This is a genomic window from Amycolatopsis sp. NPDC049253, assembly GCF_040678995.1.
GTDB lineage: Bacteria > Actinomycetota > Actinomycetes > Mycobacteriales > Pseudonocardiaceae > Amycolatopsis.
Genome location: NZ_JBFAQX010000007.1, coordinates 215,745 through 227,773, shown reverse-complemented (window position 1 = coordinate 227,773; position 12,029 = coordinate 215,745). Strand labels below are relative to the sequence as shown.

Genomic DNA, 12,029 nt, shown 5'->3' with positions numbered 1-12,029 from the left:
ACGGAAAACGCCGGGTGTCCCGAAGTGGGGCACCCGGCGTTTTGCCTGGTAACGCGGCGGAGGATACAGGATTCGAACCTGCGAGGGCGTGAACCCAACACGCTTTCCAAGCGTGCGCCTTAGGCCGCTCGGCCAATCCTCCGTGGAGAAGGGTACCGGATGGGGTGGTGCGGTCCCGCAGGTGGGCCGGGGGTGGCGATCAGGCGGGGACGACGTCGGCGACGACGATGGTGATGTTGTCGGGGCCGCCGCCGTCGTTGGCGAGGGTGATGAGGGCGGGCACGGCTTCGTCGGGGGTGCCGGCGGCCAGGGTCTCGGCGATGGCGGGTTCGCCGGCGCCGGCGGTGAGGCCGTCGGAGCAGAGCAGGAGGCGGTCGCCGGCGAGGGGGGTGAACTCCCAGACGTCCGGGTCGCCCGAGCCGGTGCTCTGGAGGGCCTTCATGAGCAGCGAGCGGCGCGGGTGGTCGATGGCGTCGGCCTGTGAGATGCGGCCGTCTTCGACGAGGGCCTGGACGAGGGTGTGGTCACGCGTGATGCGGTGCAGTTCGCCGTCGCGCAGGAGGTAGCCGCGGGAGTCGCCGATGTGGGCGGCGGCGAAGCGGACGCCGTCGAAGAGCACGGTGGTGAGGGTGGTGCCCATGCCGTGGGTGGCGGGGTCCTGCTCGGCGACCTCGGCGAGGCGCTCGCCGACGCGCCGGACGCCGTCGGCGAGGGTGCTCTGGAGGTCGAGCGAGGTGAGGTCGAGCGAGCGCAGCTCGGAGTCGAGGCTCGCGAGCACGCCGACCGCGGTGGCACTGGCCACTTCCCCGTGGGGCTGACCACCGATACCGTCGGCCACGGCGAGCAGGCGTCCGCTGGCGTAGACGGAGTCCTCGTTGATCGAGCGTCGTCGCCCGGTGTCGGAGCCCGCGGCGTAGCGCAGGGTGAACCGGGTCTGGTTGGTGACCATGTCACCATGAAACCATTGGTTGACTGAGTTAACAAGCAAAACGATGAAAACCGCAGTCATCAGCTATCGTGCTGGCCATGGACGACACCGCGACGGTCAGCGCCGCCGACATCGCCCGGCTCGCGGGGGTGCGCCGCGCCGCGGTGAGCAACTGGCGGCGGCGCCACGACGACTTCCCGCGCCCGGTCGGCGGCACCGCGTCCAGCCCGCTGTTCTCGTTGCCCGAGGTGCAGGCGTGGCTGGCCGGTCGCGGCCGGCCCGTGGAGCTCGCGCCGATCGACCTGGCGTGGCAACGGCTGCGCGCCCTCGGCGACGACCTCGAGCTGGGCACCCGTGTCGCCGACGCCGGTGAGTACCTCGCCCACGCCACGGAACGCCCTCAAGACGACCCCGAGCTGCTCGCCCTCCTCACCGAGGTGGCCACGGCGAACGGCGCGAGCCGGACGTTCGAGCAGCTCTGCGAACGCTACTTCGAAGCCCACGCCCGCCGCGTTTCCCCGACGACACCCGCGTACGCGAGCCTGATGGTCCGCCTCACCGGCGCGAAGGGGACCACCGTGCTCGACCCGGCGTGCGGCTTCGGGTCCCTGCTCCTCGCCGCCGAAGCCACCCGCGCCCAGGGGCAGGACAGTGACCCCACCACCGCCCGCATCGCCGCCCTGCGCCTGCGTCTCCACGGCGCCGACACCGAGATCCACGCCGGCGACTCCTTCCGCGAAGACGCCTTCACCGGCCGGCAGGCCGACGTCGTCCTGTGCGACCCGCCGTTCAACGAACGCGCGTGGGGCCACGAAGAACTCGTCGGCGACCAGCGCTGGGAGTACGGGCTGCCGCCGCGCGGCGAGTCGGAGCTGGCGTGGGTGCAGCACTGCCTGGCGCGCGTGAAACCCGGTGGCACCGTCGCCATCCTCATGCCCGGCGCCGCCGCCGCCCGGCGCAGCGGCAAACGCATCCGGGCGAACCTCCTGCGCGCCGGCGCCCTGCGCGCCGTGCTCACGCTCGCTCCGGGCACCGACCTGTGGGTGCTCACCAGACCCGAGCCCGGCACCCGCGCGCCGGCCACCGCGTTGATCGCCGAGACGACCGTCGACGCCGCCGAAGCCCTCTGGCGCGACCACCTCGGCAACGGCACCGGCGAGCGCATCATCGACCTCCTCGACGACGACGTCGACCTCACGCCCGCCCAGCGCCGCACCGCCCGTGAAGACCTCGGCGAGGCTTTCCTTGCCGCACAGCGCCTTTTCGGCCGCGTCGGCCTTGATCTCCCGCCGCTGCAGCCGGCGGGCGAGGAGCCGCCGCACACCACCGTCGGTGAGCTCGTGAAGGCCGGCGCGCTGGAGATCCACCACGCGCCCGCGCGGACCGGCGACGGCGACGAACCCGTCCTCACCCCCGACGACGTGCTGGCCGGCCGCGCCCCCACCGGTTACGCGGCTCCCGACGACGCGGCCGTGATCGCGCACGACGGCGACGTGATCGCGTCCGTCACCGGCGCCGTCAGAGTCCACAGTGGACCACCCGTGCGGCTCGGCCCCGCGCTTTCGCTCTACCGCGTGGATCCCGCCCGCCTCGACGCCGAGTTCCTCGCCGGCTGTCTGCGCGCGGCCGATTTCCCCGTGCACAGCGCGTCGACGCGCATCGACACGCGGCGCCTCAAGGTGCCGCGCTACCCGCTGGCCGAACAACGCTCGTACGGCGCCGCGTTCCGAGCCCTCGCCGAGTTCGACCGGGCGCTGCGGGAGACGGCGGAAATCGGCCGTGACCTGGTCCGGCTAGGCTTTGCGGCGCTCGCCGAAGGACGGCTGCGGCCAGGCGCCTGAAGGGAAACCATGCTCATCGCCGATCGCTACGAGGTCGACGAGCTGCCGCTGGGCCGCGGCGGGATGGGCGCGGTGCACCGCGGGCACGACCGGCGGCTCGACCGGCGCGTCGCCATCAAGCTGCTGCGCCTGCCCGGCCGCGACGAAGAGCTGGAAGAACGCTTCGCCCGCGAAGCCCGCATCCTCGCGACGCTCGACCACGCCGGCGTACCCACGCTGTACGACTTCGGCACCCACGACCACCGGTTGTTCCAGGTCATGCAGTTCGTCGACGGCGTCACGGTCGCCGACCTCCTCGCCGAGCACGGCCCGCTCCCGGTCCCGTGGGCGGCGGCCATCGCGGCGCAGACGGCCGCCGTGCTCGCGGCGGCCCACGCCCGGTCCGTCTGCCACCGGGACCTCAAGCCCGCCAACCTCATGCTCTGCCCCGACGGCAGCGTGAAGGTGATGGACTTCGGCCTCGCCGTGCTGCGTGAAGCCGACGTCGCCCGCTTCACGCGCGCCGGGCAGCTGCTGGGCACGCCGTCGTACATGGCGCCGGAGCAGATCCAGCGCGGCCTCGCGGAGCCGCGAAGCGACCTGTACGCGCTGGGCTGCGCGCTGCACGAGATGCTCACCGGTCGTCAGCTCTTCACCGGTCCCACCGCGTACGCCGTGTTCGAGAAGCAGGTGAAGGACGCGCCCGCCGCCGTGCCGGGGGTCCCCGCCACGCTCAACGCCCTGCTCGCCGAGACCCTCGCGAAGGACCCGGCGGACCGTCCGGCCGGCGCCGACACGCTGTACGCGCGGCTGGGCCCGTTCGTCCGTGATCTGCCGCCGCTGCCGGGTTTCCTGCACGCGGTGCCGAGTCCCGCGCGGATGTACGCGCGCGTGGTGGCGCAGGTCCGGGGATGACGAAATCCTCCCGGCCCGGGTGCGGGCGGGAGGATTTCGCGGCGAGGGTGTCAGGCCCGCACCGCCGGCCGGCTCTGCTCGGTCAGCGGGAGGCCGCGCTGCTGGATGCGGTAGTAGGTCAGCGCGTTCTGGACGCCGATGCTCAGGCCCAGCGTCAGGAGGATCGACGCCGAGGTGAGGCCGCTGCCGAAGCCCAGGTAACCGCCGAGGAAGCCGAAGCCGACGCGGGCGCCGATGGTCGTGAGCCACAGCACGAGGGTCAGCGCCGAGCCCTTCTGGAACGTCGTGGTGCCGCGCGCCGTGAGCGTGGTGCTGGCGCTGCGGGCGAGGCCGAGCACGATCAGCACGGCGATGTCCGCGCCGAGCAGCGCCAGCTCGCCGGTGCTCGCCTTCGGCAGCGCCTGGGCGGTGGTGAACACGCCGATGGCGGTGAGCACGAGCGGCGTCGTGACCAGTGACTTCCGGCTCAGCAGCGAGCCGCGCAGCTGCTTGTAGACCACGCGGTAGAAGACGAGGGCCGCGATGGCGAGGTAGACGAGGATGGTCAGCGGGTTCATCGGGGGCTCCTTGGTCGGTGGTAGTACCCAGATTCGTCTTTCCGACCTGCCGTTTCGTCGGCTCACGGGCGGGTTCCGGGTGGATCCCCGCGTCCACCCGGGGGTGGACCCGCGCCGAAATCGTGACCTTCGGGCCGCAACCACCACCGGGGGACGGTCGTCTATCCCCGTGACAAGTTCGACCTGATCGAGTTCCCTGGGGGTACCGGATCGTGAAGAGGCTTCTGGTGGGGATCGCGGCCGTGGCCGGTGCGTTCGTGCTCGCCGCGTGTTCCGGCGGCGGTGCGTCGCCCGCCAACGTGACCGGCGGCGGCGCGGTGGAGGCCGGTGCCGGCGGCGGCGCGCCGACGACCTCGGCGGTCACGTCGAGCAGCGCGCCCGCGACCACGAGCAGTGCCCCGGCCACCACCAGCTCGCCCGCCACGAGCACGGCGAAGCCCAAGCCGACGAGCACCAAGCCGAAGCCCAAGCCCACCGCGACCAAGCCGAAGCCGGCGACGACCACGGCCGACGTGCCGTGCGCCAAGGCCGCCGCCGCGTCGGGCACGGCCGCGTGCGTGGACATCTCGGCGCACAAGGCGTGGCTGCTGCAGGACGGCAAGGTGATCTACGGCCCCGTCTCGATGCTGCCGGGCCGCGAGGGCTACGCGACGCCGACGGGCTCGTTCCGCGTGCTGTCGAAGGAAAAGATGCACTACAGCCGCGAGTTCGACAACGCGCCCATGCCCAACTCGGTCTTCTTCTACCCCGGCGACGCCTTCCACACCGGCAGCCTGAAGACCTACTCGCACGGTTGCGTGCACCTCTCGGCGACGTCGTCGCTCAAGTTCTTCAACACCCTCCACGTGGGCGACGTCGTGCAGGTCGTGCCCTGACGGGTCGGTGAAACGCGAAGTGGGGGGCGCCGGTCGAACCGGCGCCCCCCACTTCTTTTCGTTCGTAGGCGGCCGCGGTCATCGGGCGCACGAACGAGGAGACGACGATCGACCACCCGAGGTGTGCTCAGCTGTTCGAATGTTCACGGTGTTCGCAGGTCCGGATGACCTCGGCGATCGGCGCGGGTACTTAACACGATTCACCCGGATGTGGTAACAACGTCCTCTTCGTGAGCGATAACCGATCACTCACGAAGGGGCACCGAATGGCCTGGAACAAGCTCCGCTCGCTGCTCACGGCCGCCGTGCTGGTCGTGGCGCTGGTCCCGATCACCGCGTCCGCGGCGGCGGCCGACGACGTCGCGCCGACGTTGCCCGCCGACTTCGTGCTGCGGGACACGCCCACCGGGCTCTCGCCCTACGACTTCACCGACTTCGCGTGGCTGCCCGACGACAGCGTGCTGGCGCTGGGCAAGAGCGGTGCCGTCAACTGGGTCCCGGCCGGCGGCGCTCCCGTGCGGATCGCGAACTTCGCGGTCGAGACGCAGGGCGACATGGGGCTCACGAGCGTCGCGCTCGCCCCGGACTACGCGACCTCGCACCAGATCTACCTCAACCGCGCCGTGAGCACGGGCGGCGGCCAGTACGTGCTGCGGGCCGCGCGCTTCACCGTGACCCTCGACGGTTCGGGCCACCCGTCCGGGCTCACCGGCGAGAAGGTGATCTTCGAGCTGCCTGGCAGCCAGTACTACATCCACGGCCTCGACACCGTGATCCCCGCGCCCGACGGCACCCTCTGGTATTCCGTGGGCGACAACGGCGACGCGGGCAAGACCAACGAGGTCGCCTTCGTGGCGCTCGACCTCGACTCGCCGCACGGCAAGATCCTGCACATCACGCCGGACGGCAAGGGTGTGCCGAGCAACCCGTTCTACTCCGCTTCGGACCCGGATTCGACGCGCAGCAAGGTGTTCGCCAGCGGCTTCCGCAACCCGTTCCGCTTCACGCTCGACCCGAAGAGCGGCCTGCCCGTGGTGGGCGACGTCGGCTGGTACCTGTGGGAAGAGATCGACGTGGTGCAGCCCGGCGCGAACCTTGCGTGGCCGTGCTGGGAGGGCAACCACCCGACGCCCGGCTACAGCACCGACGCGCGCTGCGCCCACGTCGTGAACACGCCGCCGCTGTGGGAACACCAGCACGGCACCGGGCCGACGAACGGCAACAGCATCACCGGCGGCGTTGTCTACAGTGGAACGACGTACCCGGCCGCTTACCAGGGCGCGTACTTCTTCGGCGACTACGCGAGCCAGAAGCTGTGGACGCTCAAGTACAACGCGCAGGGCACCCTCACGCAGCCGCCGGTGAACCCGCCGCCGTTCGCGAACATCGGCGGAGTCACGCGGATCTCCGCGGCGCCCAACGGCGACATCGTCTTCGCCGACCTCAACGGCGGCCGCCTGCGCCGCCTGAGCTACTCGACGAACAACGCGGCGCCGGTCGCGGTGGCCACGTCGTCGACCGATCCCGACACTCGCACGGTCTCCTTCGACGCCACTGGTTCCTACGACTTCGACGGTGACGCGCTCACCTACACCTGGAACTTCGGCGACGGCACCACGGCGACGGGGGTCACGGCGAGTCATCAGTACGGCGCGGGCGCGTCGTTCACGGCCACGCTCACGGCTCAGGATCCCTTGGGTGCCAAGGGGACCACGACGGTCGCGGTCGCGCCGGGGAACCACTCGCCCGACCTGGAACTGTCCACTCCGGACAAGACCTTCGCCGTCGGCGAGCCGGTTTCGCTGACCGCCACGGCCACCGACGAAGAGGACGGCACGCTACCCGTCACCTGGACGTCGCTGATCCGGCACTGCCCCGACCTCGGCGCGTGCCACGTGCACCCCGACGACGGCGCGACCGGACCATCGCTCTCGGTGCCGTTCACCGACCACACCGACTCGCGCATGGAGTTCACCGCGACGGTCACCGACAGCGCCGGCGTGAAGGCGAGCAAGACGTACGTCGCCATGCCGCGCCAGCACCGGCTCACGCTCGTGAGCACGCAGCCGGCCGCGCTCAGCATCCCCAGCGAGGGCGGTGTGAGCAGCGCGATGGTGACCGAAGGCGCGACGTTCGACGTGACGGCGGCGCCGCTGGGCAGCGACGGCGCGTCGACGTTCACCGGCTGGCAGGACGGGCCGGCCACCGCGTCGTGGTCGATCACCGTCGGCGCGGACGACACGACGCTGACCGCGAACTACGCCACCGCGATCGACCAGCGCTACGCCGCCGAACCCGCCCTGCGCACGCTCGTCGGCGCGGCGACCGGTCCCGAGGTCGTCGACGGCCCGGTGCACTATCGCCCGTACGCCGACGCCCGCCTGTACTGGACGGCGGCGACCGGCGTGCGCGAGATCGGCGGCCAGCTCCTCGCCGAGTACCTCGCGATCGGCGGGCACCAGGCCTACGGGCCGCCGGTGACCGACGAGACGCGGACCCCCGACGGCGTCGGGCGCTTCAACCACCTGCAGGGCACGCCGGGTACGCAGGCGGCGTCGATCTACTGGACGCCGTCGACGGGTGCGCACTCGATCCAGGGCCTGATCCGCGCGAAGTGGGCGGCGCTGGGCTGGGAGAAGACGCTGGGCTACCCGATCAACGACGAGGCCAGTACCCCCGACGGCGCCGGCCGGTACAACCACTTCACCGGCGGCGGCTCGATCTACTACACCGTGGCCACGGGCGCGCACTGGATCAACGGGGCGATCAAGCAGAAGTGGGCGGCGTACGGCTGGGAGCGCGGGCTCGGTTATCCGACCACGGACGAATCGGTGACCCCGGACGGCGTCGGCCGCTACAACCACTTCACCGGTGGTGCCTCGGTCTACTGGACGCCGTCGACGGGCGCACACGAGATCGGCGGCGCGATCAAGCAGAAGTGGGCGGCCTACGGCTGGGAGCGCGGCTTCGGCTACCCGACCACGGACGAAACCGCGACGCCCAACGGAGCCGCGCGCTACAACCACTTCACCGGTAACGCGTCGATCTACTGGAGCCCGGCGACGGGCGCGCACAACGTGAAGGGCGAGATCCGCAAGCGCTGGGCCGCGCTCGGCTGGGAGAAGTCGTACCTGGGGCTGCCGACGTCGGACGAGTACCGCTACGGCGCCAACGGGTTCCGCAGCGACTTCCAGGGCGGCTACATCGTGTGGACCCCGGCCGGGGCGGTCGACCGCCGCTGGTGAGCTGTCCATTGTGGCGTTCCCAGCGGGCGGGAAGTGCCCGAGTGGACGGTAAGTAAGGAACTTTCAGACAACCGTTCGTGGGGTAACTTCACGGAAGATCATCGAGAAAGGTCTTCCATGCGCAAGCTCGCCACGGCCGCCGTCGCCGGCGTTGCCGCCCTTGCCACCCTGTTCGTGCCGTCCGTCGCGTCGGCCACGCCCGGTCGTGGCGTCAGCGCGACCCTGATCTCCCAGTGGACGGCCGGCAACACCGACTTCGTCCTGCGCGAGATCACCCTCGCCCCGGGCGGCTCCACCGGCTGGCACACCCACGAGGGCAACCTCTACGGCCGGGTCCGCTCCGGCACGCTCACCCATTACGACTCCGACTGCGCCATCGACGGCGTCTACCACCAGGGCGCCCCCATCATGGAGCCGGCCGGCGCGGACCACGTCCACATCGGCCGCAACGAGGGCACCACGCCGATGGTCCTCGACGTCCTCTACGTCCTGCCTCACGGCGCGCCACTCTCGGACGACGCGCCGAACCCGGGCTGCAGCTTCGACTGAACCCGCGCCGGCCCGGGTTGCCGCGGTCGGGGCGGCACCCCCGGTTCCGGCCGGTTCAGAGCAGGTCGGCGGGCTGCGTGCCCTTCGAGGTGAGCGGCAGTCCGAGCGCGACGCGGTCGATCAGCCAGCTGCTCGGGCGGTAGCGGGGGTCCCCGGTGGACTGGTACAGGCCCGAGAGGACACGGAGCACCTTGTCGGGCCCGACGAGGTCGCCCCATTCCAGGGGGCCGCGCGGGTAGCCGAGGCCGAGGCGGACGGCGGTGTCGATGTCGGCCGGGTCGGCTAGGTTCTGCGCCGCGATGGAGCACGCCGTGTTGACGATCGAGGCCAGCAGGCGCTGCGCGACGGGTGCGGGGCCGTCCTTGACGATGGTCACCGGGCGGCCCGTCGCGGCCAGCGCGCCCCATGCGGCGCGGCCCGCGGCGGGGTCGAGTCCAGGGTGGACGGACATCGTGAGGCGGCCTTCGTAGCCGCCCAGGGCATCCACGCCGCAGACGCGTGAGGCGGGCAGGCCGGCGCGGGCGGCGGCGTCCAAAGTGGATTCGCCACGCAGGGACACCAGCAGCACGGCGTCGGGGTACGCGTCGGCGACGACCTGCACTCCGGCGCCGGTGAGCAGGCGACCGAGGCGTTCTTCGGCGGTGAACACGGGCTTGTCCGGGGCCGGCGGCGCGGCCGGTTCGGGCGCGACCTCCTGCTTGCCGTCGACGTAGCGGTAGAAGCCCTCGCCGTTCTTGCGGCCGAACAGCCCCGCCGCCACGCGCGGGCGCGTCAGCCAGGACGGGCGCAGCCGCGGCTCGGAGTGGAAGCCGCTCCAGATGCTTTCGAGCACGGCGTGGGATACGTCGAGACCGGTGAGGTCGAGCAACTCGAACGGCCCGAGCTTGAGCCCCAGGACGTCGCGCGCGATGCGGTCGACGTCCACCGGCTCGGCGACCGACTCGGACAGGATCTGCAGCGCCTCGGTGTTCAGGCCGCGCCCGGCGTGGTTGACCAGGAAGCCCGGCGCGTCCTTCGCGAGCACGGGTTCGTGACCCCAGCGGCGCACTAGTTTCAGCGCTTCCTCCGGCAGCCACTCGGCCGTGCGGACGCCGGGGACGACCTCGACCAGCCGCATCAGCGGCACCGGGTTGAAGAAGTGCAGGCCGACCACGCGCGTCGGGTCGCTCAGGCCCGCGGCGATCTCGGTGACCGACAGCGAGCTCGTGTTGGTGGCGAACACCGTGTCCGGCCGGCAGACCTGTTCGAGCTTGCCGAACAGCACGCGCTTGGCTTCGAGGTCCTCGCGCACGGCCTCGATCACGAGGTCGACGTTCTCGGCCGGCGCGGACGGCGCATCCACCATCACCAGGCGATCCTTGGCGGCGCGCCCCTCGTCCTCGGCGAGGCGGCCCTTGGTGACCAGCTTGTCGAGCATGGTGTGCACGTGGGCGAGCGCGGAGCGCACCGCGTCGAGATCGAGGTCGGCCAGCTCGACCGTGACCCCGCCGGTCGCGGCGAGCTGGGCGATGCCGCGCCCCATCACGCCGGTCCCGACCACCCGGACCCTGCTGACCCGCTCGGCCCATCCCGCCACGTCGAACCACCTTCCCCGCGAAGCCGTCACCGGCGAACGTACCGTCTCGGCGCCGTGGGCGAACCGTCTCGGGAGGGCTAGTTCACAGCTCGGGACTTCACAGCCCCACGAAGTCGGCCATCTGTCCGGTGAGGTGCTCGAAGTAGGCGTCGGACGGGTCGACGCTGCCCACGTACTGCCCGAACAGCTCGAAGCTGATCGCGCCGAACAGCTGCGTCCACGCGCCGATCAGCCGGGTCACGACCTCGGCCGGCGCGTGCGCGCCCAGTGCCCGGGCCAGGCTCTCGGCCTGCCCGCGCAGCTCGGCGGACATCGGCGCCGTGACGGCGGGCTCGTGCGGATCGGCCTCGAGCAGCACCTTCGCCATCGCCTGCGCCACGCGCGCGGCGGGCACGATCGTGTCCTGCGGCGCCCGGTAGCCGGGGATCGGCGAGCCGTAGATCAGCGCGTACTCGTGCGGGTGCGCCTTGGCCCACGCACGGGTGGCCTGCCAAACGGCGTGCCAGCGCGTGCGCGGGTCCCCCTTGCCCGGGTCGGCCTTCTCCGCGGCCTCGCCGACGGCGTCGTAGGCGTCGATGATCAGCTCGGTGAGCAGGCGGTCGCGGCTGGGGAAGTAGCGGTAGAGCGCCGAGGACACCATGCCCAGCTCACGGGCGACCGCGCGCAGGGACAACCCGTGCGCGCCGACCTCGGCCAGCTGGCGGCGGGCTTCGTCCTTGATCTCCCGCGTCAGCTCGGCGCGGGCGCGTTCGCGGGCGGTCTTGGTGGCGGTCATGGGGACCAGTGTGCCACTTCGAGAGCGTTGCACAAAATGGAGAGCACTGCTCTTGACGCTGAGCGCGTTGTGGTGTTCACTGATCTCAACAGAGAGCACTGCTCTCGACGAACTGGAGGTCCTGAGATGAACACCGAGAAGCGCTACATCAAGCCCGCCAAGGCCACCAACTCGTTCAACACCTTCGTGCAGTGGCTGACCAAGCGGGGCGTGAGCGTGGTGGGCAGTCGCGTGCTGATGGTCCGCGGCCGCAAGACCGGCGAGATCCGCGAGGTGCCGGTGAACCTGCTGCCGTTCGAGGGCGGCCGCTACCTGGTCGCGCCGCGTGGCGAGACTCAGTGGGTGCGCAACCTGCGCGTGGCCGGCGAGGGGCAGCTGCGCGTCGGCAAGCGCGTGGAGGGCTTCACCTACCGCGAGCTGACCGACGACGAGAAGCCCGTGCTGCTGCGCGCGTACCTCAAGCGCTGGAAGTTCGAGGTCGGCGTGTTCTTCGACGGCGTGGACGCCAAGGCGCCGGAGGAGAAGCTGCGCGAGATCGCGCCGGGCTACCCCATTTTCGAGCTGATGCCCGCCTGAGCTACTTCTTCGTGGTCCGCTTCGTGGTCCGCCGAGCTGTGGCGGCGATGGCCACGACCCCGACGAGGATCGCGACCAGCCCGATCAGGAACCACAGCTTCTCACCGGTCATGAAACTGCCGGTGATGACGCCGGCGCCCTGCAGGACCCAGACGGCCCCCACCAGCACCAGCACCGCGCCGATGGCCAGCGTGATCCAGCGTTTCACCGGGG

General features: G+C 71.4%; 11 protein-coding genes and 1 tRNA gene. 6 read left to right on the top strand and 6 right to left on the bottom strand.

What is annotated here, in order from left to right; translation table 11 throughout:
* Positions 1-57: 57 nt before the first annotated feature.
* Both AB0K15_RS18775 and AB0K15_RS18770 read right to left on the bottom strand, forming a co-directional pair.
* Positions 58-142 (bottom strand) — tRNA-Ser (locus tag AB0K15_RS18775).
* Between the two features lie 57 nt (positions 143-199).
* Positions 200-949 (bottom strand): protein phosphatase 2C domain-containing protein, encoded by a 750-nt coding sequence (locus AB0K15_RS18770; protein ID WP_364051492.1) that lies wholly within the window; start codon positions 947-949, stop codon positions 200-202.
* A gap of 77 nt (positions 950-1,026) precedes the next feature.
* Between AB0K15_RS18770 and AB0K15_RS18765 the strand changes: the two genes are divergently transcribed.
* Both AB0K15_RS18765 and AB0K15_RS18760 read left to right on the top strand, forming a co-directional pair.
* Entirely contained in the window at positions 1,027-2,769 is a 1,743-nt protein-coding gene (locus AB0K15_RS18765; protein WP_364051489.1) for an N-6 DNA methylase, read from the top strand.
* Between the two features lie 9 nt (positions 2,770-2,778).
* Entirely contained in the window at positions 2,779-3,663 is an 885-nt protein-coding gene (locus tag AB0K15_RS18760; protein WP_364051486.1) for a serine/threonine-protein kinase, read from the top strand.
* A 50-nt stretch (positions 3,664-3,713) separates the two neighbouring features.
* On the opposite strand, the gene AB0K15_RS18755 is transcribed toward AB0K15_RS18760, so the two are convergent.
* On the bottom strand, positions 3,714-4,220 hold the full coding sequence (locus tag AB0K15_RS18755) for a hypothetical protein (protein ID WP_364051483.1): 507 nt from the start codon (positions 4,218-4,220) through the stop codon (positions 3,714-3,716).
* A gap of 212 nt (positions 4,221-4,432) precedes the next feature.
* Between AB0K15_RS18755 and AB0K15_RS18750 the strand changes: the two genes are divergently transcribed.
* The 3 genes from AB0K15_RS18750 to AB0K15_RS18740 all read left to right on the top strand — a co-directional run bounded on the left by AB0K15_RS18750 (position 4,433) and on the right by AB0K15_RS18740 (position 8,889).
* Positions 4,433-5,095, top strand: coding sequence for a L,D-transpeptidase (locus AB0K15_RS18750; protein WP_364051480.1), 663 nt, complete (start codon positions 4,433-4,435; stop codon positions 5,093-5,095).
* Positions 5,096-5,361: 266 nt separating this feature from the next.
* Entirely contained in the window at positions 5,362-8,340 is a 2,979-nt protein-coding gene (locus tag AB0K15_RS18745) for a PQQ-dependent sugar dehydrogenase (RefSeq protein ID WP_364051477.1), read from the top strand.
* A gap of 117 nt (positions 8,341-8,457) precedes the next feature.
* Positions 8,458-8,889: a cupin domain-containing protein gene (locus AB0K15_RS18740; protein ID WP_364051474.1), complete on the top strand. Its 432-nt coding sequence runs from the start codon at positions 8,458-8,460 to the stop codon at positions 8,887-8,889.
* A gap of 55 nt (positions 8,890-8,944) precedes the next feature.
* On the opposite strand, the gene AB0K15_RS18735 is transcribed toward AB0K15_RS18740, so the two are convergent.
* Together AB0K15_RS18735 and AB0K15_RS18730 are read right to left on the bottom strand one after the other, a co-directional pair.
* The gene (locus AB0K15_RS18735) at positions 8,945-10,465 is read right to left on the bottom strand and encodes a 3-hydroxyacyl-CoA dehydrogenase (protein ID WP_364051471.1); all 1,521 of its coding nucleotides are present in this window, start codon (positions 10,463-10,465) and stop codon (positions 8,945-8,947) included.
* Between the two features lie 97 nt (positions 10,466-10,562).
* On the bottom strand, positions 10,563-11,240 hold the full coding sequence (locus AB0K15_RS18730; protein ID WP_364051468.1) for a TetR/AcrR family transcriptional regulator: 678 nt from the start codon (positions 11,238-11,240) through the stop codon (positions 10,563-10,565).
* Positions 11,241-11,366: 126 nt separating this feature from the next.
* Between AB0K15_RS18730 and AB0K15_RS18725 the strand changes: the two genes are divergently transcribed.
* Positions 11,367-11,816 (top strand): nitroreductase family deazaflavin-dependent oxidoreductase, encoded by a 450-nt coding sequence (locus AB0K15_RS18725; RefSeq protein ID WP_364051465.1) that lies wholly within the window; start codon positions 11,367-11,369, stop codon positions 11,814-11,816.
* A gap of 1 nt (position 11,817) precedes the next feature.
* Here AB0K15_RS18725 and AB0K15_RS18720 read toward each other — a convergent pair whose 3' ends face one another.
* A complete protein-coding gene (locus tag AB0K15_RS18720; protein ID WP_364051462.1) occupies positions 11,818-12,024 on the bottom strand; it encodes a hypothetical protein in 207 nt (68 codons plus the stop codon).
* Positions 12,025-12,029 lie beyond the last annotated feature (5 nt).